Here is a 23,542-nt window from a genome sequence, read left to right on the forward strand (position 1 = left end):
CGGATGTGAATAAACCCTGTGTATATCAGATGAAACCAAATGCAGGTTCGTCCGTTGTTTCAAGCAGGAGAACAGCGCCATGATGATCTACATGCTCGCCGCGGCCATGACTCTGGCCATGCTTGTCGCCACCGCCTTCAGCCTCCATCATGAGGCGCATCGCGTCCGCACCAAGGTGCAGACGGCCCGCGTCCAGCTTCCCGGCTGGCGCAATCCGCGCGTCCCGCGCTAGAAAGTTTCTGCCCCTCCAGGCAAAAAGCGGCGCTTCGGCGCCGCTTTCTTCTCTTCAAATATTGAGCCTACACCCTGAATTGACAGGCTTTTAAGCACTTTCAGCGTAGCTCTCAGCCTTCCTCGCTCACGGCATCGTCGCCATTTGGCGCGTCGTCGCCATCTTCGTCGCCCGACGGCTCGGAGATGCGTTCGACCGAAACCACCTTCTCGCCCTCGGCCGTATTGAAGATGGTAACGCCCTTGGTCGCGCGGCTGGCGAAGCGGATGCCGTCGACCGGCACGCGGATCACCTGGCCGCCGTCCGACACCAGCATGATCTGGTCCTCGTTGCCGACCGGGAAGGTCGCCACCAGCTTGCCGATCTCCGTCGTCTTCGACACGTCGGTGGCGCGGATGCCCTTGCCGCCGCGGTTGGTCAGGCGGAAATCGTAGGACGACGAGCGCTTGCCATAGCCATATTCGGTGACCGTCAGCACGAACTGTTCGTGCTGGGTCAGGAACTGGTAGCGCTCCTCAGAGATGTCAGCCTCCTCGCCGACCTCCTCGTTGGTCAGCGCGATGTCCTCGTCCTCGCCAGCCGCAATCCCGGCAGCCAGCCTGCGTTCGGCGACCGAACGCTTGAGATAGGCGGCACGCTCCGCCGGGCTCGCTTCGACATGCTCAATGACGGCCATCGAAATGACGCGGTCGCCATCGCCCATGCTGATGCCGCGCACGCCGACCGAGTTGCGGCTCTGGAACACGCGCACGTCGTCGACGCGGAAGCGGATGCACTGGCCGGAATCGGCGGTCAAAAGCACATCGTCATTGTCGGTGCAGGTTTCGACGCCGAGGATCTCGTCGCCTTCCTCCTCCAGCTTCATGGCGATCTTGCCGTTGCGGTTGACCTGGACGAAGTCGCTGAGCTTGTTGCGGCGCACGGTGCCGCGCGTCGTCGCGAACATCACGTCGAGCTCGCCCCAGCTTGCCTCGTCCTCGGGCAGCGGCATGATCGTGGTGATGCGCTCTCCCTGCTGCAGCGGCAGCAGGTTGATCAGCGCCTTGCCGCGCGACTGCGGATTGCCGATCGGCAGACGCCAGACCTTTTCCTTGTAGACGATGCCGCGCGACGAGAAGAACAGCACCGGCGTGTGCGTGTTGACCACGAACAGGCGGGTAACGAAATCCTCGTCCTTGGTCGACATGCCCGAGCGGCCCTTGCCGCCGCGGCGCTGCGCCCGGTAGAGCGACAGCGGCACGCGCTTGATGTAGCCGGAATGGCTGACGGTCACGACCATGTCCTCGCGCGGGATCAGGTCCTCGTCTTCCATGTCCGAGCCGGCGTCGGTGATCTCGGTGCGGCGCGGCACGCCGAACTCGTCACGCACGGCAAGCAGCTCGTCCTTGACGATCTGCTGGATTCGGGCCCGCGACGACAGGATGTCGAGATAATCGGTGATCTCGGCGCCGATCTTGTTCAGCTCGTCGGCGATTTCGTCGCGGCCGAGCGCGGTCAGGCGCTGCAGGCGCAGTTCGAGGATCGCGCGCGCCTGTTCTTCCGACAAATTGTAGGTGCCGTCATCGTTGATGCGATGGCGCGGATCGTCGATCAGGCGGATCAGCGACTCGACGTCGGAAGCCGGCCAGCGCCGCGTCATCAGCTGGTCGCGCGCCGTCTGCGGATCGGGCGCGGTGCGGATGAGCTTGATGACTTCGTCGATATTGGCAACCGCGATCGCCAGGCCGACCAAGACATGCGCACGGTCGCGCACCTTCTTGAGCAGGAACTTGGTGCGCCGGCTGATCACCTCTTCGCGGAAGGCGACGAACGCCCGCAGCATGTCGAGCAGCGTCAGCACTTCCGGCTTGCCGCCGTTGAGCGCCACCATGTTGGCGCCGAACGACGTCTGCAGCGGCGTGAAGCGGTAGAGCTGGTTGAGGATCACCTCGGCATTGGCATCGCGCTTCAGCTCGATGACGACGCGGTAGCCTTGGCGATCGGACTCGTCGCGGATGTCGGAGATGCCCTCGATGCGCTTGTCGCGCACCAGCTCGGCCATCTTCTCGATCATCGACGCCTTGTTCACCTGATAGGGAACCTCGGTGATGATGATGGCTTCGCGATCGTTGCGGATCTGCTCGATATTGACCCTGCCGCGCATGACGACGGAGCCACGCCCCGTCGAATAGGCGTTGTAGATGCCCGAGCGGCCCAGGATAAGGCCACTGGTCGGGAAATCAGGACCGGGAATGATCTCCATCAGATCGGGCAGATCAATCGCAGGGTTCTCCATGACGGCGATGGCGCCGTTGCAGACCTCGACCAGATTGTGCGGCGGGATGTTGGTCGCCATGCCGACGGCGATGCCGCCGGCACCATTGACCAGCAGCGCCGGGAAGCGTGCCGGCAGCACGCGCGGCTCCCGGCCCGAGGCGTCATAGGTGTCCTGGAAATCGACGGTATCCTTGTCGATGTCCTCGAGCAGTTCGTGGGCAACCTTGGTCAGGCGCGCTTCGGTGTAGCGCATCGCCGCGGGCGGATCGCCGTCGATCGAGCCGAAATTGCCCTGCCCGTCGATCAGCGTGACGCTCATCGACCAGTCCTGCGCCATGCGCACCAGGGCGTCATAGATCGAGGCGTCGCCGTGCGGGTGGTACTTACCCATCACGTCGGCGACGGGACGCGCCGACTTCACATATTTGCGGTTCCAGTGGTAGCCGCTCTCATGCGAGGCGTAGAGAATGCGGCGATGCACAGGCTTCATGCCGTCGCGCACGTCGGGCAGCGCGCGGCTTACGATCACGCTCATGGCGTAGTCGAGATAGGAGCGCTGCATCTCCTCGATGATGGAAATCGGCTCGATGCCGGAGGGACCGTCAGGTCCGCGCGGTGATTTCTGGTCGGTCAACTCTGATCACGCATGTTGGGAATCATTTGCCCCTTATATAGGAACGGCCCGCAATTGACCAATTCCAGGCGCGCTTTTCCAACGCTGATTTTGCACTAGAAATCAAAAGGATAGGCACCGCGACCCGATCCGCGACAGTCTGTCCGGCAGCATCCTAGGGCTTTGTCCGCGCATCGCGCGCCAATCCTGCGCAAGGGCTCTGGCATTGCCGGCCGCCCCGGGTTAGCCTGCATCCGCCGGGGGAGACATCGGATGCCGTTTTTCGACAGTGTTTTCAATGCCTTCGTCACCATTCTCGTGACCATCGACCCACCGGGCCTGGCACCGCTGTTCCTGGCCGTCACCCGCGGCATGAACCGCGAGCAGCGCCTCCAGGTATCGATGCGCGCCAGCATCATCGCCTTCATCGTGCTGGCCGTCTTCGCCATCGCGGGCGCCGCCATCCTCACCGTCTTCGGCATCACCCTGCCGGCCTTCCGCGTCGCCGGCGGCTTCCTGCTGTTCTTCATCGCCTTCGAGATGGTTTTCGAGAAGCGGCAGGACCGCAAGGAGAAGATATCGGACGTCGCCATCACCCGCGACCACATCCACAACATCGCCGCCTTCCCGCTCGCCATCCCCCTGATCGCCGGCCCCGGCGCCATCTCGGCCACGGTGCTGCTGTCCGGCTCGTTCCAGGGCTGGGCTGGCCAGCTGGCGCTGGTGCTGATCATCCTCGCCTGCCTGGCGCTGACCTATCTGGTGTTCATCCTGGCCGAGCGCATCGACCAGTTCCTCGGCCAGACCGGCCGCTCGATCCTCACCCGCCTGCTCGGCGTCATCCTCGCAGCGCTGGCCGTCCAGTTCGTCGCCGACGGCATCAAGGCATTGATCGCGATGTGAATTGCGCTTGGGCGCGCAACCTGACATCACCCCGGCATGACCGAACGAGCGATGCTTGACCACGATGCATGGTGTCCCTGGCATCCGGCCGAACTGGCGCAGCGCCTCGCCGGCATCTCGCAGCCCTGGTGCATCGTCGGCGGCTGGGCGCTCGACCTGTGGCATGGGCGGCAGACCCGCGAACACGAGGACCTCGAATTCACCGTGCTGCGCCACGACCAGCACATCTTCCGCCAGGCGTTGAAAGGCATGGAGTTCCACTCGGCCGGCAACGGCATCGTCGAACGCTTGCCTGCAAACGAGGATGCGCCGCCGGCGATCTCGCAGATCTGGTGCGAGGACGTCGCTGAACGCTGCTGGCGGGTGGACATGATGATCGAGGACGGAACGCCGGGCCGGTGGGTCTACAAGCGGGATCCGGCGATCGTCAGGCAGCGGACCGGGATCGTCGGCATGACACCCGACGCCATCCCCTATCTGAAGCCGGCAGCGATCCTGCTGTTCAAGGCCAGATACCGACGCCCCAAGGATGAATTCGACTTCGAGCAGGCTTTGCCGAAACTGGAAAAGCCAGAGCGTGAATGGCTGAAGACGTGCCTCGACACAAGCCATCCCGGGCATGAATGGGCCGGGATGTTGTAGATCCGACCGATGCGGTGGCTCGGGAGCATCTTGCATCCGCAGTGAGCGGCCGGACGCCGCTTTTCTTAGTGCTTGAAGCAGTGCTCGCGATGCCATTGCAGGAAGTGTGGGTGCGGCCGGTCGGACAAACGCTGCGGGCCGATCGCCCGGCCAGTACGATTGACGACACCCTGGATGCCTTCTGGATCGTTCGCCTGGCGTGAGATCAAGATTTCGAGGTCGTCGGCCAGACTGATCAGGCCCCGGTCAAACATCCAGTGCGCCGTCCCTGACAATGCAATGCCGTTATTGATGACATCTGGCCCGCCTGCCTCGACAGGGCGAATGTGGGCCGCTGCTACCTCCGCTCGCCCACCACCGTTGATCAGCTTCAGTCCGGTGATCGCGCAGCGTTCATCATAGGCCCGCAGGACGATCTGTCGGAAAACGCGGTCGCGTACGATCCGGGACGTCAAGAATTGAACACGCTCCCGGGTCTCCTCGAAAATGAACGGCGTCTGCTCTTCAGACAGCCCTGTATCGGCGAGGTCGACACGCGGAAGCAGAGATTCCGCTTGATCGATCCCCAAAGACACGATCCGGCTGAAATCAGCAGGAACAAGCGGCCGCACCGCCGACTGCGCGCGGCCGGAAATTGCGCCTGCGTCATTCAGAAGCCCGCGCTCAACGACACCGTCGGCGCCGCTGAACGGGACAGGATTCGCAAAATCAAGATAGGTGCCAGGCTCTATGATGGCGACGAACATACCGCGCGCACCCGGATCTGGAATGGCCTGCTGCACCTTGGCTACGGCAAAATAGCCCCTGGTACCCACAACTTTGCGCGGTTCGTAGTAAACGATCCAGTCGCCAACACACCGCTGAACCCTGCCCAAGTACTGGGCCGGGAATTGGTAACGCTCAGCAGGACTGTCATCGTAGATCGAATCCGACCTGTGAATAAAGACCCCGAATCCCATTCTCGCTTAATAGCGACAACGGGGAGGATTCGCGAGGCTTCCATTCAGGAACGCTCTTCGGCACCAAGTTGCGGAAATTCAGCCGAATCGAGCGGCAGCCTCGCCGCACGCTCAACGAACGCTGATCTCCATGCTCCCGATGCCGGCGATCTGGGCAACCATCGTGTCACCGGCCTTCACCGGACCAACCCCTTCCGGCGTACCGGTATAGAGCAGGTCGCCGGGCATCAGCGTGTAGAAGGACGAGGCGCGTTCGATCAGCGCCGCGACATCGCGAAGGAGATTGGACGTCGAGGTCTTTTGCCGGATCTCGCCATTGACCGTCAGTTCCATTTCCAGCGCGGAAGGATCGGGGATCTCGTCGGAGGTGACCATCCACGGCCCCAGCACCGAATAGGTGTCGCAGGACTTGCGCATGCTGCGCTCCTCGGTGCCGCGTACCGTCATGTCGAGGCCGATGGAATAGCCTGCCACGTATGACAGCGCGTCCTTCCGAGCAACGCGGTCGGCGCGGCGGCCGATGACCGCCACCAGCTCGATCTCATGGTCGTTGCGGGCCTCGGGAAAGCGGATGACCACGTCATCGGAAGCGCCGATGAGCGAACTGGTGGCTTTCAGGAAGAGCCCTGCCTTGTCGATGGGCAGGATGTTGGTGCCGTGATGGATGGTCGCGTCGGCGAGCGCCTCGTCGTGATGCAGGCGGTAGTTCACCGGCGCGGCCACGATCTTGCGCGGCGACGCCACCGGCGGCAACAGACGAACGCTGTCGAGCGCCAGGGGCGCGGCCTGGCCGGCCAGTTCCTCCATCCTCGGCCGCAACTCGGGCAGCGCGGCCACCAGCGGATCGTGGTCGGGCAGCGGGTAGCGGTGCTGTGCCAGGCTGTCGAGCACGGGGGAAACGTCGTACACCGACGCGCCCCGCACGAGGCCAAGACGGTTGTCGTTGAAACGGCAAATACGCATCAGGATGCCTTTCCTATTGTGGTCGGAGCCGGCAGGATCTGTCCCTCGCACCGGCCGAAACCGATCCGCAGGCCATCGACCTCGCCCCACCCTGTCAGGGTGACGCTGTCGCCGTCCTCGAGGAACTTGCGAACGCCACCATTGTCGAGCGCGACCTCGTCGCGGCCGCCCCATGTCTGTTCCATCAGGCAGCCGAAACTGCCACGCTCGGGGCCGGAGATAGTACCCGACCCGAGAAGATCGCCCGTCTCCATCCGGCATCCGCCGATGGCGTGGTGCGCCAGGAGCTGCGGGGCGGAGTAATAGAGATACTTGGTGTTCGTCCGCACGATCCGGCTTGCAAGCCCTGCGGGCGGCGTCAGATGCGCCTCCAGGGTCAAGTCAAAGAAATATTCGGCCGGCTCGTGGAGATAGGGAAGCAGCGGCTGGTCGCGCTCCGGACCCGAGCAGCGGAAGGGCTCAAGCGCCGCACGGGTCACGACCCACGGACTGATCGAGGTGGCGAAGGCCTTGGCCTGGAACGGGCCGAGTGGTTGGCCTTCCCAGCGCTGGATGTCGCGAGCCGACCAGTCGTTGAGCAGCACGAAGCCGAATATATGCTCCCATGCCTGCGCAACGGTCAGGGTGTCGCCCAATTCGGTCCCGGTGGCGACGATCGCGCCAAACTCGACCTCGATGTCCATGCGCTTCGATGGCCCGAACAGGGGCATGTCGACTCCGTCGGGCCGGGTCTGCCCAAGCGGGCGGCGCACCGGTGTTCCGGAGACGACGACCGTCGAGCTCCGCCCGTTGTAGCCGATGGGCATGTGCGGCCAGTTCGGCGTCAAGGCATTCTGCGGGCCGCGCAGGATCGATCCGGAATTGAACGCGTGCTGTCTCCCGGCAAAGAAATCGGTATAGCCGGCGACCTCGATCGGCAGATGCATTCGGGCCAGTTCCTGCGGGATCAGCAGTCGCTCCCGAAGGGACGCATTCTCCCTAAGGTCGGCGACGCCGTCCTCGGCGAGCAATTCCGTGAGCCGCGCCCGCACCCGCGCCCAGGCTTCCGGCCCGCTCGCCATGAAGCGGTTGATCGCAGGCTGGTCAAAGCCATGTCCGCCGCTGCCGAGGAGGCCGGCCTCCTCCGCCTCGGCGAGATCCAGGATCATCGTGCCGATTGCAATGCCGCAGCGGGGACCGCGCCCCTCTTCGCTGAACACACCGTAAGGCAGATTGGCGAGGGGGAAATCCCCTGACGGCTCGTTCGCACCAGCAACCCAGGATCGTCTCAAGCCAAATTCCTCCCCAGCATTCCGAAGGACGACACGTGCACGCCGCTGTCTTCTCCACCGCACGCCCCACCCATATTGCATTCACTTTTCCCAATACATCTCCAAAATCAAGCGAAAACTGATTGACAGCCAGATTAAACGTATACACTTTTGACGTCGCACAGATGACCGGCTCCGTCTCTTTTGCACTGTCAGGTATTTTTGAGGGAAGGACTGTGGAGCGCGGAAGACTGATGCTCGGGAGGAGAGAGACGTTATGAAAAATGCCTTCAGGAGGCTGGCACTGCCTGCGTGGCTGCCAGTCGGAATTGCCGCGTTCGGCAATGTTGCCGCAGCCCAGGAACTGGGCGAGCGCGTGCCCGATCTGCAGATCGCCTATTATGCGGCCGACATGGGGCCGATGTACGAGCAGTCTGCTCGCGTTCTCAGCGAAGAGTGGAGCAAGCTTGGCCTGACGTTCCGCATGCAGCCGGTGCAGTTCAGCACCTTCATCTCGAATATCATGGTCGGCGGCGGCTTGGAGGACATGGCCGTGTTCACCGTGGGGGCAGACCCGGATCGCGTGGATCCGACCTACTGGCTACACGACCTGGGCGCCTGCGGCGCGCGGCGCAACGGTGCCAAGTGGTGCGACGAAGCCTACACCGCCAAGGTTCGCGAACAGCGCGAGATGGTCGATCAGACCCAGCGCATCGCCGCGGTGAAGCAGGCCCAGCAGCATTTCTACGACACGATGCCGTGGTGGCCGGCCACCAATACGGTCTACGGCATGGTCTGGAACAGCGACAAATGGGAAAACGTCACGTCGCCGGCGCCAGTGGCGGCACATGAAGGTCTGATCGATCCGTGGCTGTCGGCGAAGCCGAAGACCGACGACCGCTGGTTCGACTGGGCCCATTACGAAGATGTGACCACCTACAATCCGTTGGCGGAAGAAGGTGCTGTCGGCTGGCTGCGGTTCGTCTACGACACGTTCGCAAAGAACAATTCCAAGGGCGAGACCATTCCGTGGGCCGCGGCTTCCTGGGAGTTCACCGAACCGACCAATGTCAAGATCACGCTGCGCCAAGGCATGACCTTCCACGACGGCGAGGCTGTCACCGCCGACGATGCGGTCTTCACCATCAACAAGGTGGTCGAATTGCAGCCGCCGGCGATGTCGTCGCGCATAGCCAATCTGGCAGGGGCTGAGAAAGTCGACGACCTGACCTTCAACATCAAGCTCAAGACGCCTGACGCGTCCTTCGTCACCACGGTCCTGCCCTACGCCTTCATCCTGCCCGAGCACCTTTGGGCCAATTACGAAGGCGACATGGTAGCGCGTGACGTCGTCGCCGACGGCGTCGCCATCGGCAGTGGTCCGTTCAGGTTCAAGACGTGGCGCATCAACGAGATACACGAACTGGAAACGTTCAAGGAGCATTTCCAGGCACCGGGATATGACGGGGTCCGTCGTCTCGCCCTCGGCCAGGCGGATGCGATCCGCTCGGCGATGCTGTCGGGCACCGGCGATATCGCAACGATGGTGCTGCCTGTCGCAGCGATGAGCGACCTGGCGACGCAGAACAACCATCTCGATTTCCTCGAGATTCCCTCGCACGGATCGATGCTGGTCTGGCTGAACAACCAGAAGGCACCGTTCACCGATCCCGCGTTCCGCAAGGCGATGCGTGTGGCAACGTCAAAAGAGCGCGCCGCCGTCGAAGGTTGGCTGGGCTTCGCGGTCCCGGCAGGCGAAGGTCCCGTGCCGAAGCAATTGGGCATGTGGTACAACGCCGACCTTCCCGAGATCACCTTCGACATCGAGGCTGCCAGGGCGGCACTGGAACAGGCCGGTTACGGCTGGGATGCGCAGGGCCGCCTGCACTACCCGAAGAAGTAACCGAGGAAACAGGTCGCCGACGATGTCGGCGGCCTGCCCCGCCGCCCTCACGTTAGGATGGGCGGGGCAACCACCACTGCCTTGCTTAGCCGAGACCTGCCAGCCCGAAGCGACTGGAGCCTGCCATGCGCGCCTATATTCTCCGCCGACTTGCCCAAAGCGTGTTGGTCATCTGGGCCGTCACCACCATCATGTTCTTCATGTTCCGCGTGATGCCCGCCGATCCCACGGCCATCCTGCTGGAACGCGGACTGTCCGATGAGGCCCGCAACGCACTTCTGGAGCAGTGGGGCCTGACCGGCTCGCTTTGGGACCAGTACGTCGCCTATCTCGGCAACCTTCTGGTGGGCGACTTCGGCTCGTCGTTCCTCTACCGCAAGCCGGTGTGGGAAGTGCTGACCCCGCTGATCATCAACACGCTTTGGATCGCGGTTCCCGGGCTCCTTCTCGGGGCAGCCCTCGGCGCGGCGATCGGCACGGCGGTCGGCTGGGCCAGGCGCGGCGGCAAGCTTGAGCGGACCGGCATTTTTCTGGCCACCGTAATCCGCGGCGTGCCCAACTTCGTCATCGGCATCGCGCTCCTGACCGTCTTCTCCAGTACGCTCGGCTGGTTCCCCGGATTCGGCATGGGCGACCCAGGACAGAACGTGGGCTTTGCCCGCTACTTCACGCTCGACTTCCTGCATCACCTGGCCCTGCCGCTGATCGCCGTCATCATCTATTTCATGCCCGAGAACCTGCTTCTCATGCGCTCAGGCGTGGTGGAGAACCGTACCGAAGACTACATCGAACTGGTCCGCGCCAAGGGCGTGTCGCAGGGCCGCGTAGCGTGGCACGCGGCGCGCAATTCGATGCTGCCCCTCATCACATGGCTTTTTCCCGCACTCGCCGAAACCATCGCCGGGATCGTGGTCATCGAGATCGTCTTCTCATGGCCGGGTGTGGGGCGCGAACTGGTGCTGGCCGTCACCCGGCAGGATTACCCGGTGGCTCAGGCCGCCTTCTTCCTGCTGGCCGTGATGATCGTGCTGGCGAATCTCGCTGCCGACCTCGTCTATGGCAAACTCGATCCGCGCGTGGTCTACAAATGAACCAGCCTTCTTCCCCCGACGCCGCGGCAATCAGGGGGCGCAGCCTGTTGGGCGCAATGGGCCAGTCGCTGCGCCTTCTCACCACCGACAGCTTCGCCGTGGTCGGACTCGCGGTGCTGCTGCTTTTCGTCGTCATCGCGATCAGCGCGCCATGGATCTCGCCATACGAGCCCTTCAAGGCGATGATGACCGAAAGCGGCCGCCTCAATCGGCTTGCGCCACCCTCGTCCGCGCACCTGCTCGGAACCACGTCGTTCGGCAACGACGTGCTCAGCCAGTTCCTCCACGGCTTTCGCGTGGCGCTGCTGGTGGGGCTGGTTGCGGCAGTGGCGGTCGGTCTGATCTCGACGATCTTTGGCGTCGTTTCGGGCTACTTCGGCGGCTATGTCGATGACGTGCTGATGCGCATCACCGATGTCGCCCTGTCGATCCCCACCCTTCCCTTCTCGATCGTCGCGGTGGCGTTGCTCGGCCCCAGCGTCGAGAACATCATCCTCGTCATCACCATACTTTTCTGGCGCAACGGTGCGCGCATCATCCGCTCGGCGGTGCTCACAGAGCGTGAGCGCGTGTACGTGAAATGGGCGCGGGCGGCCGGGGCCTCGCACCTTCACATCATAATGCGCCACATCTTGCCGAACATCGTCCGCGTCATCTTCCTCTGGGTGACGATGTCGGTTGCCTTCGCCGTGCTGACGGAAGCCAGCCTGTCTTTCCTCGGCCTTGGCGATCCAACCGTCATCAGTTGGGGCCAGATGCTCAACACCGCCTTTTCGTCCGGCAATCTGCGGACCGCATGGTGGTGGGTCATTCCCCCGTCCTTGGCATTGGTGCTGCTGGTTTCCTCGCTGTACCTCATCGGCCGCGCCTATGAGGAACAGACCAATCCCCGGCTCCGGAGGCGCTGATGACTTCGACATCCCTCGCAACGCCGGAAAACCGGACCGCTTCGCCCGCAACGATGCAGGCATTGGCGACGCTGAACGACAGGCTCGCCGCCAAGCCGGCGGCGCACCTTCGCGTCGAGAACCTGTCCATCGCTTACTCGACTGCGCGCGGCCCCTTCCACGCCGTCGACGACGTCAGTTTCGAGGTGAAGCCCGGGACCAATCTCGGCCTTGTCGGCGAGTCCGGTTGCGGCAAGAGCACGGTGATCAAGGCTTTGATCGGACTGCAGCCGGATGGCACGAAGGTCTCGGGACAGGCGTTGCTCGACGGACAGGAAATTCTCGGGCTGTCCGAACGCGCGCTTCAGGACGTCCGCTGGACAAAGATCTCGCTGATAACGCAAAGCGCCATGAACTCGCTCGACCCCGTCTATTGCATCGGCGACCAGATTTGCGAGGCGATCCAGGCACATGAGAGCGTATCGAGGGCGACGGCCTGGGCCCGTGCCGAGGAAATGTTCGCACTCGTCGGCCTGCCTGCCTCGCGGCTCCACGATTTTCCGCACCAGTTCTCGGGCGGCATGCGGCAACGCACCGTCATCGCCATGGCGCTGGCGCTGAACGCCGGAATGCTGTTGGCCGACGAGCCGACGACGGCGCTCGACCCGATCATGCAGTCGCAGATCATGTCGCGTATCCGCGGCATTCACGAGCATATGCGCCGCTCCATGATCCTCGTCACGCACGACATCGCCGTGGTGGCGGAAACCTGCGAGAACACGGTGGTCATGTATGCCGGCAAGGTGGCCGAGAAGGGACCGACGACGGACGTGCTGGCCCGCCCGTTGCACCCCTACACCATGGGTCTGCAGAACGCCTTTCCCCGCTTGCCCGTCAAGGGGCAGCCGCGCCAGGCGCTGATCTCGATACCGGGGATCGTGCCCAACCTGCTGCGGCCGCCGCCGGGGTGCCGCTTTGCGGGGCGTTGCCCTTTCGCGACCGAGCGCTGCCACATCGAAGCGCCCGCCGTCACCACTGTCGGCGCACAGTCGGCCGCCTGCCACTACATCGATCGTGCGCCCGAATTCCGCGAGGCCGCGGCGCGACCTGAAACCTGGCGCAACTTGGGAGCCGGCGCATGAGCGATCTTCACACCAGTCGCCCGGCCATCGACCCCGATGCCAGGCCCATCGTCGAGGCACGCGACCTGAAGACCCATTTTCAGGGCCGGAGCGGCATCTTCAGCGCGCTGGCCGGCGTGAAGCCGCCCACCGCGAAGGCGCTCGACGGCGTCGATCTTCGCATTCGGAAAGGCGAAATCGTCGGGCTCGTTGGCGAATCCGGCTGCGGCAAGTCCACGCTCGGCATGTCATTGGTACGCATGTACCAGCCGACCGACGGCCGAATTCTCTATCTCGACGACGACATCACCAGGGCGGAAGGGCGCAGGCTGAAGGACTACCGCCGTCAGGCGCAGATCATCTTCCAGGACCCCTACTCCTCGCTGAACCCACGCCTGACCATTGGCCAGGTCATCGAGGAGCCCCTGGTGATCCACGGCATCGGCAATGCAGCCGAACGCCGTGAACGCGTCGTGCGCGCGCTCGATCTCGTACGCATCCCGGCGGTGGACAACATCGACAGATACCCTTCCGACCTGTCCGGCGGACAGCGACAGCGCGTTGCCATTGCGCGCGCCCTGGTGCTCGAGCCGACCTTCATCGTCGCGGACGAACCGGTGTCCATGCTCGACGTGTCCATCCAGGCATCCGTGCTGGAACTGCTGGACGAGCTCTCGCGCAAGCTTGGATTGGCGATCCTGTACATTTCCCATGACATCGCGACGGTGGGCTATATCTGCGACCATGTCGCGGTGATGTATCTCGGCCGCATCGTGGAAGAGGGCAAGGCCGAAGACATCCTCTCCGCGCCACTGCATCCATATACGCAAAGGTTGATGGCGGCGATCCCGCGGATGGACCCGGGCGACACGGCAGGGCGCGCTGAAATTCGGGGCGACGTCCCTTCACCAATGAACGTACCCCAAGGCTGCCGGTTTTCGTCGCGTTGCCCGTATGTCGCCGATCTCTGCCGCGCGGTCGAACCCGAGCTGGGACAACATCCGGCTGGCCAGCGGGTCCGTTGCCACATCTACGGAAGTGAAGGTGCAAAACGGTTTCCCGACCTTCAACGCCCGGAATGGGGCCGCATCACCGAGGTGACCGATGCCGGCACCCTCGCACAAGCAAGCAGTTGAGACCCCGATGACCGAACTGATTTTCGACTGGAAACATGTCGCCTTCGCAGCGAACCGGGCCTTCACCGAGACCTATGGCTTCAGCGGTTCGCAGGGGTTGACGCATCTGGAAGGGATATTGATCCGCCCCGGCTCCCCATCCAGGACGTTGCTGATCTTCATGCATCCGGCTTCCACCCTGCAACTCCTTCCGCTGCCGCGGGCCTTGGCTGGTGCGGGGCACCACGTGCTGTGCGCCGGCAGCCGCTACCAGCGCAACGATACCGCCCTCATCATGGAGAACGTACTGCTCGACCTTGGCGCGTGGATACGGGCCGCGAAGGAGGAATGGGGATACGAGAAGATCGTGCTCTGCGGTTGGAGCGGTGGCGGCTCGCTGACCATGCTCTACCAGTCGCAGGCCGAGAGACCGACGATCACCGAGACCCCGGCCGGTGATCCGGTGGACGTGAAGGGCGCCGGGCTGATTGCGGCCGACGGCGTCGTCAGTCTCGCCGCCCATTCATCGCGCGCCCTGCTGCTGACCGAGTGGCTGGACGGCTCGGTGCGCAATGAGGACAACCCCGACGACAGGGACACCGGACTTGATCTCTATGCTCCGGCGATGAAGAGCCGTGACGAGCCTTTTCCCGGCGAGTTCGTCGCCCGGTATCGCGCCGCCCAGCGGGCGCGCATGGCGCGCATCACCGACAGGGTGCTGGAGACGCTCGATACCTTGCGCCGGCGTGGCGGCGGGGAGGTCGAGCGGGTCTTCGTCACCCATCGTACCATGGCCGATCCCCGCTTTCTCGACCCCACGATCGATCCGAACGGCCGCAAGCCTGGATGGACCTATCTTGGCAATCCTGAAACCGTGAATTCGGGACCGGTAGGCTTGGGCCGGGTGTCGACATTGCGGAGTTGGCTGTCGCAATGGTCGCCGCATCACAGCCGCGCCGACTCCCTCGTGACGGCGCGCGGCGTGACAGTGCCTTTCCTGGCGCTGGAATGCGGCGCCGACGACGCCGTACCGCAGCCGCATACCACACGCATCTTCGCCGCCGTCGGCTCCAGCGATCGCGAACAAAAAATGGTTGAAGGTGCGAACCACTATTTCGTAAACCAGCCTGCAGAACTTGCTTCGGCGACCAGGATTGTATCCGACTGGGTGCGGGCCAAAGGGCTGGGATAAGTTCCTGTCGAGGTGGTGCAGTTCATGGCTGAAGACATCTACGGCAAGATCCGGGCGCTGATCGCAGAGGGCGCCTATCTGGGCGGCGACGTCCTGCCCGAAAGCGAGTTGGCCGTCCGCCTGGGCGTCAGCCGCACGCCGATCCGGGAAGCGATGCGCCGCCTGCAAGCGGAGGGCGTGATACGCCGCGAGGCCTACCGCAGGGCGGTGGTGGTCGATCTCGACCCCAACGAGGTCATACACATCTTCACGGCACGCGCCGCACTCGAGCCGATCGCCGTCGGCATGGCGATGGAGCGGATGACCCAGGCCTTCCTCGACAACCTCGCCCAACTGCATGGGGAAATGGACGAGGTCGTCCACTCCTCGGAACCCGACCGGCGACGCTACCGCGACCTGAACGCGAGATTTCATCGGGTCATCTGGGCGCAGGGCGACAGTGCGGTCTTTGCCGAACTGGTAAACCTGGTAGCCCGAAAGCCCGTGGTCAGCCCGACCTTCAACAACTGGACGCGGGAAGAACTGATCCGCAGCAACCGCCAGCACGGCGAGGTACTGGACGCCTTCGGCGTGCGTGACGCGGAATGGGCCAAGGCGGCGATGGCGTCGCATCTGCTCGCATCGCGGGCCAACTACCGACGAATCGGCCTCAACCGTTCGACGCGTGGCGCCGATGTCGACTGGACGTACGAACCCGAAACCGCGACTTGATCCGGTGCATCAACACGGTTGGGGTCGCTAAGGGAGAAAGCAACGAAGCTGAAGAGGCATCGTTGGCGATCTCGGCATCAATGTCGTGAGCGTCGGCATGCCGCTGGTGTTGTCGGCGACGTTGATGACCGGAGCGGCGGTCAGCATCTCAGGCATTGTCGGCTGGGTCGGGCTCGTCATTTCCGACATGGCCCGTATGCTCGTTGGCCCCAGCTTTGATCGCATGCTCCCCGTGAAGATGGTCGCGGGAGCCCTGTTCGTGCTCATGGTCGACGATATCGCCAGGGCCGCCAGCTCGATGGAACCGCCGCTCGGCATCGTCACGAGCGTCATCGGCGCGCCACTGTTCATCGTCCTGCTTCTGCGTGCGAAGACTTCCTGGTTATGACGCTGCTCCGAGAAGCGCGACATCACCCTCCACCATAAGTGAGTTTTGCGTTCCGAGGATCACGCCGACCTTGTTGTCTGCATAGGCGGCATGCACGTCGGCGCGTTCAAGCAACGCAAAGTCCATCACCCGCTTCACACAGGGATCAGAACGGAATTTCGTCGTCGAGGTCGCGCGAGCCGCCACCGCCCGCTCCACCGCCGCCCTGGCCACCGCGGCCACCACCGCCCGAGCCGCCACGACCGCCGCCATAGCTGTCGGTCGGGCTCGACTGGCCGAAGTCGGAACCGCGTCCGCCGCCACCGTAGCCGCCGCCACCCTGGCCGCCGCCATAGCCGACCTGGCCGCCACCATAGCCTGCATCACCGCCCTGGCCGCGTGCGTCGAGCATCTGCAGCTCGCCACGGAATTTCTGCAGCACGATTTCGGTGGTGTAGCGCTCGATGCCGTCCTTTTCCCATTTGCGGGTCTGGAGCTGGCCCTCGATGTAAACCTTCATGCCCTTCTTCAGATATTGCTCGGCGACCTTGGCCAGGTTGTCGTTGAAGATGACGACCTGGTGCCACTCGGTCTTTTCCTTACGCTCGCCCGAGTTCTTGTCGCGCCAGCTTTCCGAGGTCGCGATGCGCAGGTTGACGACCGGCTCGCCCGAATTGAGCCGACGGATTTCAGGGTCCGCACCCAGATTGCCGACCAGAATGACCTTGTTGACGCTACCTGCCATGACACCGCTCCGCGCTCGTCCGAAACCAAATTCCAGGAAAATGTGAGGGCGCACACTAGCCCATTGCACCGTCCGCCCGCGCCCCCTGTGGGCGGAATTCCTCGTGCAGTCCACAAGTCATTTTTGTTCCTATTTTGTTCTATAGCGTTTGGCTCGATTTGGCAAGCGGGCCGTGCGGGAAGGAGACCAGCCGCCGTCGATGCCCCGATCGCCCGCCCCTGACCTTGCGGGCAAGCGCGCCGCCCTGGCCCAAGCGTCGCTGGCTATCTCGGGCTCAACGCCCGGCTGCCGCGTGCCAGATATTCGCAGGCCCAGGCCAGGAGGCAGAACACGACCAGCGTCAAAAGCGCCCCAAGGACGACGTCGGAAAAGAAGTGGCGGCCGAATGCGACGCGCAGCATGCTCGCCGTGACGATGATCAACCCGATCGGCAGGATGAGCATCCCCCTGGCCTGCTGCGAGCAGAGCGGCAAGAGACAGGCGAGACAGGCGATGGCGGACGCCTCTCCCGAGACGAAGGAGCAATTTTGCTGGCAGGCACTGACGCAGCACTGCACGAACTGCCTGCAACCAGTAGACCACCCCTGACGGACCAACGTTCTTGCCGCGCCGCGACCTGCCATTCTATGGCCGGGGGCCGGCTTTCCGCTGGTGATATGTCAGCGCCGCACGCAGGCAAGATGCGAGAACAGCCTTCGGAATGGCCGCCTCAGCGGGCACGATCACCGCCCTGTTGCCTTCGAATTCCAGCTCGCCGCCCACATGCGAGCGGAAGGTCTCGAGAAGCGTCGTATTGCAGTTGAAGAACACCGCGCATTTGCCGGGAAAGGATCTTGCCACGCCCAGCCTCACGGTCGAGCCGCTGCCGCTGGCCTCCGTCAGGTAAGCCGGCTCGCCCCATTTGAGCGTTTCGGTCAGCGGGCCGACGCCGGCGGTTTCCGCCGCCACCTCGAAGATCAGGCCGCGGATGTCGAGCAGCCGGGCCTGCACCGCCTCAGGATGGCGCGAAAGCGCCTCGATGATCGTCCTCGGCACGGGTGGTGGCGCCATGTGTCAGCCCCGATCCTCGTGCGATGGCGATGACCCGTCGCCAAGCGCCAGGTCGACCGCGGCTTCGGCATGCAGCTTGACCACGTCATAGGCAGGCACCGGATAATCCTCCATGGCAAGCAGCAACGGCAGCTCGGTGCAGGCCGAAACCACTGCCCCGGCACCCCGGGCCTGCAGCCCCTTCGCCAGGTGCAGCAGCACTGCCCTGGACTCCGGCTTCGCCACGCCGAGTGTCAACTCGTCGATGATGATGCGGTGCAACGCCGTGCGCTCGTCCTCAGGCGGCACCAGCACCTCGATGCCGAACTGTCTCTCCAGCCTTTCGCCGAAAAAACCCAGCTCCATCGTGTAGCGCGTGCCCAGCAGCCCCACCCGCTTGTGCCCGGCCGCCTGCAATGTCCGCCCGGCCGGGTCGGCGATGTGCAGAAGCGGGATCCTGATGGCGGCGGCAACCTTGTCGGCGACATAATGCGCCGTCACCGCCGTCAGCATGGCGAAAGCAGCACCTCCCGCCTCGATATGCCGCGCCGCCGTGATGATCACCTCGGCAACCCGCTCCCACTCGCCCCCGGCGGCAAGGTCGTTCAACTCGTCGAAATCGAGCGTGAACATCAGCGACCGCGCATTGTGATGCCCGCCGAGCCGGCGATGCGCGGCCTCGTTGATCAGGCGATAATAGAGCGCGCTGGATTCCCAGCTCATGCCCCCGATCAAGCCGATGAGTTGTGTCTGGCGCACAATCATTGCCCTCCCCGAGGTCAGTAACGACGTACTCCAATTCGGCAATGGGAGACTAGCAACGTATCAGCAAGCGTCAATTACCGTGAGAACCACCAACCCCTGCCATTCTTCGACTACTTCCGGAATTTTCTGGTGGAAGAGCCACAGCGGACGTTCCTGCGCTCTCATCTGCGCTTAGACTATGCGCCAGCTTCGTCAGCAATTCGAAGCGGGGAGGCAGCGATGGTCGACAACAAGACGCGGCTCGAACAGTCCGAACTGGGAATGGACCCGCTGTTGGAGCGCATTGAGGGCTTTATGTCAGCGGGCTTGCCACCTGACCCAACCAATCTTAGCGAAATGGCGTTCACCTATTTCAGAGAAGCTGCACTCGAAAAAAGGAAGCCGAACGACACTTTTAGGTACTTTGAGGCAGTGCTCGATGCCTACACCCGCGCCAAACTGACTGACGCCTATTCGAAGTTTCGGATAGATATGACCGCTGCGGAAAGAAGGAAAAGTAGCCTGATCTCGGGTTTGCGTTCTATCGAGACGAACCTAGCGTACTGGCACGGCAAGACGGCAGATCTGGTGACCACGATCGAAGATCCGGTCGCCGCGCTGGAGGGTTTGAAGGCGTCTTTCGACGAAAACCAGAAGCTCCAAAATGCCCGTCAACTTTGGGGCGATAGCGCGCGAAGGGCGCGTAAGGCATACGCGATATCCTGGATTGCGCTTGCTTTGCTGCTGGTCATTGTCCCTGCCGTTGTCGTCTGGAAGGCGGACGCGGTTTTCACCTTTTTCCGTTCGGTCGGCGACGCCGTCTTCGCCGATTTATCTCCAAGCACATCCGAAACAGCCACCTTGATTTCAGCCGTCAGCCGACTCGTGCTCGTGACGCTCCCGGTGGCGCTCTACATCTGGCTTATCCGCATCGTGGTCCGCTTCAACATGCGCTCGCTGCTGTTGATGGATGATGCCATGCAACGCAACACTATGCTCGAAACCTATCTTCATCTGGTCGAGCAAGACGCCGCTGTGAAGGCGGATCGGCCTCTCATCCTGGAGGCCCTGTTCAGGCGGACACCCGGCCATGGGCCCGAGGCTATCGAGCCGCCCAATCTGACAGACATCATCAGGTTGAATGTGCCAACGACCAGAAGCTGACGTCTGGGCGCCAAAAATATGGCCCCGCCGCTCCCAGGAGCGCACGGGGCCTTGTTGTCGGGTTGTACCCTTGACTGCCGGGAGTGGTTTACCGGCTTTGCTCTCTCGGACTCTTAGTGGCTCAGGGCCACGGATCCGACCATGGTCTCAGATTGTAGGGGATCGCCAGATCACGGTTTGCGGGGCGTTTCACAAGGGAAAGCCTGGCACCTGCGCCTGCCGCGGTTCCGTCTTTTTTAGCGGAACCCTTTGGGGCTGTCCGGTGGAGTCATGCCTAGCTCCTTCGTCAGTTGCGCCAATTGTACGCCTGCTGCTCAACTCGCGTGTCTGCGGCGTCTCGCAGACCGACCGTAGCATGGTGAGGAGCCCTCAAGGAGGCTCGGCCTCAGGCGACTTCAGGAGTTTGCATCCCTGATTCCGCTACGTCAACCACAACATTGTTAGAGGCGAAAAATGTGATCGAAGCGCGGCTTTCGTCCGCCACGTTTCCGGCATGGCTCCTGCCATACCGTTGTCAGGAGCCCGTTCGGCCTTTGTTCTTTTCACTTGCCCCTGCCCGCCAAAGGCGCTTAAACGCAGGGCGGGGTGTATCGCGCTGCCTCTCGACCGGGCGGCGAAAATACCTACATGAGGGAATGGTCGGGCAAACCCGCCACTCCGGGCAATTCCAGATTTGAGGCGGCGGCGCGGCAATGGCCGATCACAAGTACATTTCCATTCGCGGTGCGCGCGAACACAATCTCAAGAACGTCGATCTCGACCTGCCGCGCGACAAGCTGATTGTCATGACCGGCCTGTCCGGCTCGGGCAAGTCGTCGCTCGCCTTCGACACCATCTATGCCGAGGGCCAGCGCCGTTATGTCGAGAGCCTGTCGGCCTATGCCCGCCAGTTCCTCGAGATGATGCAGAAGCCCGACGTCGACCAGATCGACGGCCTGTCGCCGGCGATCTCGATCGAGCAGAAGACGACCTCGCGCAACCCGCGTTCGACGGTCGGCACCGTCACCGAGATCTACGACTACATGCGCCTGCTGTTCGCGCGCGTCGGCGTGCCCTATTCGCCGGCCACCGGCCTGCCGATCGAGAGCCAGACGGTATCGCAGATGGTCGACCGCGTGCTGGCGCTCGACGAAGGCACCCGCCTGTTCATCCTCGCCCCCATCGTCCGCGGTCGCAAGGGCGAGTACAAGAAGGAACTCGCCGAGCTCCAGAAGAAGGGTTTCCAGCGCGTCAAGATCGACGGCGCCTTCTACGAGATCGGCGACGCACCGGCCCTCGACAAGAAATACAAGCACGACATCGACGTCGTCGTCGACCGCATCGTCGTTCGCCCGGACCTCGCCACGCGCCTTGCGGATTCGATGGAAACCGCGCTCAAGCTCGCCGAGGGCCTCGCCGTCGCCGAATTCGCCGACAAGCCGCTCGACGCCAGCCTGACCGGCGCTGACTCGGTCAACAAGAGCGCGAACGAAACCCACGAACGCATTCTGTTCTCGGAAAAATTCGCCTGTCCCGTCTCTGGCTTCACCATTCCCGAGATCGAGCCGCGTCTGTTCTCGTTCAACAACCCGTTCGGCGCCTGCCCGGCCTGCGACGGCTTGGGCAACCAGCGCGCCATCGATCCGCTGCTGATCGTGCCGGAAGACCATGTTTCATTGCGCGAGGGCGCGGTGGCGCCGTGGGCCAAGTCGACCTCACCCTATTACACCCAGACGCTGGAAGCCCTCGGCAAGGTATACGGCTTCAAGCTCGGCGACCGCTGGCGCGACCTTCCTGCCGAGGCGCAGGAAGCCATCCTGCGCGGCACCGGCACCAAGGAAATCACCTTCAACTATGACGACGGCCTGCGCTCCTACAAGACGACCAAGACCTTCGAGGGCGTGATCCCCAATCTCGAGCGCCGCTGGAAGGAAACCGAATCCGCCTGGATGCGCGAGGAGATCGAGCGCTTCATGTCGGCGACGCCCTGCCCGGCCTGTTCAGGCTATCGCCTCAAGCCGGAGTCGCTCGCCGTCAAGGTCGGCGGCAAGCATATCGGCGAGGTCACCGAGCAGTCGATCCGCAAGGCCAATGCCTGGTTCGAGGAACTGCCGGCCCTGCTCAACGACAAGCAGAACGAGATCGCCGTCCGAGTGCTCAAGGAAATCCGCGAGCGCCTGCGCTTCCTCAACGATGTCGGCCTCGAGTATCTCACGCTGTCGCGCAACTCCGGCACGTTGTCGGGCGGCGAAAGCCAGCGCATCAGGCTGGCCTCGCAGATCGGCTCGGGCCTCACCGGCGTGCTCTACGTGCTCGACGAGCCGTCCATTGGCCTGCATCAGCGCGACAACGCCCGCCTGCTCGACACGCTGCGCCACCTCAGGGACATCGGCAATACCGTCATCGTCGTCGAGCATGACGAGGACGCGGTTCTCACCGCCGACTATGTCGTCGACATGGGCCCCGCCGCCGGCATCCATGGCGGCGAGATCATCGCCGAAGGCACGCCGCAGCAGGTCATGGCCAATCCGAACTCGATCACCGGCAAGTACCTGTCGGGAGAGCTCGAGATCGCCATCCCCGCCCAGCGCCGCGAGTTGAAGAAGAACAAGCGCATCAAGGTTGTGGGCGCGCGCGGCAACAACCTCAAGAATGTCAGCGCCGAGATCCCGCTCGGCACCTTCACCGCCGTCACCGGCGTGTCGGGCGGCGGCAAGTCGACCTTCCTCATCGAGACGCTGTTCAAGGCCGCGTCGCGCCGCATCATGGGCTCGCGCGAGCACCCGGCCGAGCACGACCGCATCGAGGGCCTCGAATTCCTCGACAAGGTCATCGACATCGACCAGTCGCCCATCGGCCGCACGCCGCGCTCGAACCCTGCGACCTACACCGGCGCCTTCACGCCGATCCGCGACTGGTTCGCCGGCCTGCCCGAGGCCAAGGCGCGCGGTTACCAGCCGGGCCGCTTCTCCTTCAACGTCAAGGGCGGCCGCTGCGAAGCCTGCCAGGGCGACGGCGTCATCAAGATCGAGATGCACTTCCTGCCCGACGTCTACGTCACCTGCGACGTCTGCCACGGCAAGCGCTACAACCGCGAAACCCTCGACGTGCTGTTCAAGGGCAAGTCGATCGCCGACGTGCTCGACATGACAGTCGAGGAAGGCGTCGAGTTCTTCGCCGCCGTTCCCGTCGTGCGCGACAAGCTGATGACGCTCAACCAGGTCGGCCTCGGCTACATCCACATCGGCCAGCAGGCCAACACGCTGTCGGGCGGCGAGGCCCAGCGCATCAAGCTCGCCAAGGAACTGTCGCGCAAGGCCACCGGCAAGACGCTCTACATCCTCGACGAGCCGACAACCGGCCTGCATTTCCACGACGTCGCCAAGCTGCTCGAGGTGCTGCACGAGTTGGTCGACCAGGGCAACACGGTCGTCGTCATCGAGCACAATCTCGAGGTCATCAAAACCGCCGACTGGGTCCTCGACCTCGGCCCCGAGGGCGGCGATGGCGGCGGCGAACTGGTGGCGTCCGGCCGCCCCGAAGATATCGTCGCCGAACCGCGCAGCTACACCGGCCAGTTCCTGAGGGAATTGCTGGAGCGCCGGCCCGGAGGCAAGCGCGAGGCGGCGGAGTAGCAATCGGCGCGGCGCGCCTTACGGCTTGCGCCAGGGCGTGG

At 63.5% G+C, this 23,542-nt stretch carries 22 protein-coding genes; 13 read left to right on the forward strand and 9 right to left on the reverse strand.

Going from position 1 to position 23,542, the window contains the following annotated elements:
• The first annotated feature begins 79 nt into the window (after window positions 1–79).
• The gene (locus tag ASC75_RS26480; protein ID WP_183260992.1) at window positions 80–232 is read left to right on the forward strand and encodes a hypothetical protein; all 153 of its coding nucleotides are present in this window, start codon (window positions 80–82) and stop codon (window positions 230–232) included.
• Between the two features lie 112 nt (window positions 233–344).
• On the opposite strand, the gene gyrA is transcribed toward ASC75_RS26480, so the two are convergent.
• Window positions 345–3,122, reverse strand: coding sequence for a DNA gyrase subunit A (gene gyrA, locus ASC75_RS14815; protein ID WP_055976790.1), 2,778 nt, complete (start codon window positions 3,120–3,122; stop codon window positions 345–347).
• Between the two features lie 252 nt (window positions 3,123–3,374).
• Between gyrA and ASC75_RS14820 the strand changes: the two genes are divergently transcribed.
• Both ASC75_RS14820 and ASC75_RS14825 read left to right on the forward strand, forming a co-directional pair.
• Window positions 3,375–4,004, forward strand: a complete 630-nt coding sequence (locus ASC75_RS14820; RefSeq protein ID WP_055976792.1) for a MarC family protein — start codon at window positions 3,375–3,377, stop codon at window positions 4,002–4,004.
• A gap of 51 nt (window positions 4,005–4,055) precedes the next feature.
• Window positions 4,056–4,646, forward strand: a complete 591-nt coding sequence (locus ASC75_RS14825; RefSeq protein WP_244487846.1) for an amino acid transporter — start codon at window positions 4,056–4,058, stop codon at window positions 4,644–4,646.
• Window positions 4,647–4,711: 65 nt separating this feature from the next.
• On the opposite strand, the gene ASC75_RS14830 is transcribed toward ASC75_RS14825, so the two are convergent.
• The 3 genes from ASC75_RS14830 to fahA all read right to left on the reverse strand — a co-directional run bounded on the left by ASC75_RS14830 (window position 4,712) and on the right by fahA (window position 7,839).
• Window positions 4,712–5,605: an HNH endonuclease gene (locus tag ASC75_RS14830; protein ID WP_055976796.1), complete on the reverse strand. Its 894-nt coding sequence runs from the start codon at window positions 5,603–5,605 to the stop codon at window positions 4,712–4,714.
• A gap of 111 nt (window positions 5,606–5,716) precedes the next feature.
• Window positions 5,717–6,568 (reverse strand): fumarylacetoacetate hydrolase family protein, encoded by an 852-nt coding sequence (locus tag ASC75_RS14835; RefSeq protein WP_055976799.1) that lies wholly within the window; start codon window positions 6,566–6,568, stop codon window positions 5,717–5,719.
• On the reverse strand, window positions 6,568–7,839 hold the full coding sequence (gene fahA / locus ASC75_RS14840; RefSeq protein ID WP_055976802.1) for a fumarylacetoacetase: 1,272 nt from the start codon (window positions 7,837–7,839) through the stop codon (window positions 6,568–6,570). Before fahA ends, ASC75_RS14835 begins: the two co-directional genes overlap by 1 nt.
• Before the next feature lie 256 nt (window positions 7,840–8,095).
• Here fahA and ASC75_RS14845 point away from each other — a divergent pair, with 256 nt between their 5' ends.
• The 8 genes from ASC75_RS14845 (at window position 8,096) to ASC75_RS14880 (ending at window position 16,226) form a co-directional block, all read left to right on the forward strand.
• Window positions 8,096–9,721, forward strand: a complete 1,626-nt coding sequence (locus tag ASC75_RS14845; protein ID WP_055976804.1) for an ABC transporter substrate-binding protein — start codon at window positions 8,096–8,098, stop codon at window positions 9,719–9,721.
• A 125-nt stretch (window positions 9,722–9,846) separates the two neighbouring features.
• Window positions 9,847–10,812, forward strand: a complete 966-nt coding sequence (locus ASC75_RS14850) for an ABC transporter permease (protein WP_082496607.1) — start codon at window positions 9,847–9,849, stop codon at window positions 10,810–10,812.
• Entirely contained in the window at window positions 10,809–11,720 is a 912-nt protein-coding gene (locus ASC75_RS14855; protein WP_082496608.1) for an ABC transporter permease, read from the forward strand. Before ASC75_RS14850 ends, ASC75_RS14855 begins: the two co-directional genes overlap by 4 nt.
• Window positions 11,720–12,841: an ABC transporter ATP-binding protein gene (locus ASC75_RS14860; protein ID WP_200943463.1), complete on the forward strand. Its 1,122-nt coding sequence runs from the start codon at window positions 11,720–11,722 to the stop codon at window positions 12,839–12,841. The genes ASC75_RS14855 and ASC75_RS14860 overlap by 1 nt, the downstream gene beginning before the upstream one ends.
• On the forward strand, window positions 12,838–13,956 hold the full coding sequence (locus ASC75_RS14865) for an oligopeptide/dipeptide ABC transporter ATP-binding protein (RefSeq protein WP_082496609.1): 1,119 nt from the start codon (window positions 12,838–12,840) through the stop codon (window positions 13,954–13,956). The genes ASC75_RS14860 and ASC75_RS14865 overlap by 4 nt, the downstream gene beginning before the upstream one ends.
• A 7-nt stretch (window positions 13,957–13,963) precedes the next feature.
• Window positions 13,964–15,127, forward strand: coding sequence for an alpha/beta hydrolase (locus tag ASC75_RS14870; protein WP_055976811.1), 1,164 nt, complete (start codon window positions 13,964–13,966; stop codon window positions 15,125–15,127).
• Window positions 15,128–15,151: 24 nt separating this feature from the next.
• Window positions 15,152–15,838, forward strand: coding sequence for a GntR family transcriptional regulator (locus tag ASC75_RS14875; protein ID WP_156381270.1), 687 nt, complete (start codon window positions 15,152–15,154; stop codon window positions 15,836–15,838).
• A gap of 76 nt (window positions 15,839–15,914) precedes the next feature.
• Window positions 15,915–16,226, forward strand: coding sequence for an iron chelate uptake ABC transporter family permease subunit (locus ASC75_RS14880; RefSeq protein WP_280137968.1), 312 nt, complete (start codon window positions 15,915–15,917; stop codon window positions 16,224–16,226).
• Here the strand turns inward: ASC75_RS14880 and ASC75_RS26885 are convergent.
• From ASC75_RS26885 to ASC75_RS14900, 5 genes are all read right to left on the reverse strand, one after another.
• Window positions 16,221–16,352: a hypothetical protein gene (locus tag ASC75_RS26885; protein ID WP_280137963.1), complete on the reverse strand. Its 132-nt coding sequence runs from the start codon at window positions 16,350–16,352 to the stop codon at window positions 16,221–16,223. The two genes, ASC75_RS14880 and ASC75_RS26885, sit on opposite strands and share 6 nt — an antisense overlap.
• A gap of 19 nt (window positions 16,353–16,371) precedes the next feature.
• Entirely contained in the window at window positions 16,372–16,950 is a 579-nt protein-coding gene (gene ssb, locus ASC75_RS14885) for a single-stranded DNA-binding protein (protein ID WP_055976820.1), read from the reverse strand.
• Window positions 16,951–17,213: 263 nt separating this feature from the next.
• Window positions 17,214–17,573 carry a phosphatase PAP2 family protein gene (locus tag ASC75_RS14890; RefSeq protein WP_055976822.1) on the reverse strand — a complete coding sequence of 120 codons (360 nt, stop codon included), beginning with the start codon at window positions 17,571–17,573 and terminating at the stop codon, window positions 17,214–17,216.
• Between the two features lies 1 nt (window position 17,574).
• Window positions 17,575–18,000 carry a DUF1801 domain-containing protein gene (locus ASC75_RS14895; protein WP_055976825.1) on the reverse strand — a complete coding sequence of 142 codons (426 nt, stop codon included), beginning with the start codon at window positions 17,998–18,000 and terminating at the stop codon, window positions 17,575–17,577.
• Window positions 18,001–18,003: 3 nt separating this feature from the next.
• The gene (locus tag ASC75_RS14900) at window positions 18,004–18,744 is read right to left on the reverse strand and encodes an amino acid racemase (RefSeq protein ID WP_055976828.1); all 741 of its coding nucleotides are present in this window, start codon (window positions 18,742–18,744) and stop codon (window positions 18,004–18,006) included.
• A gap of 219 nt (window positions 18,745–18,963) precedes the next feature.
• On the opposite strand from ASC75_RS14900, the gene ASC75_RS14905 reads away from it, so the two are divergent.
• Both ASC75_RS14905 and uvrA read left to right on the forward strand, forming a co-directional pair.
• Window positions 18,964–19,887 (forward strand): DUF6161 domain-containing protein, encoded by a 924-nt coding sequence (locus ASC75_RS14905; protein WP_055976831.1) that lies wholly within the window; start codon window positions 18,964–18,966, stop codon window positions 19,885–19,887.
• A gap of 692 nt (window positions 19,888–20,579) precedes the next feature.
• A complete protein-coding gene (gene uvrA / locus ASC75_RS14910; RefSeq protein WP_055976835.1) occupies window positions 20,580–23,501 on the forward strand; it encodes an excinuclease ABC subunit UvrA in 2,922 nt (973 codons plus the stop codon).
• Window positions 23,502–23,542: the final 41 nt, after the last annotated feature.

The organism is Aminobacter sp. DSM 101952, from assembly GCF_001424795.1.
Classification (GTDB): domain Bacteria; phylum Pseudomonadota; class Alphaproteobacteria; order Rhizobiales; family Rhizobiaceae; genus Aminobacter; species Aminobacter aganoensis.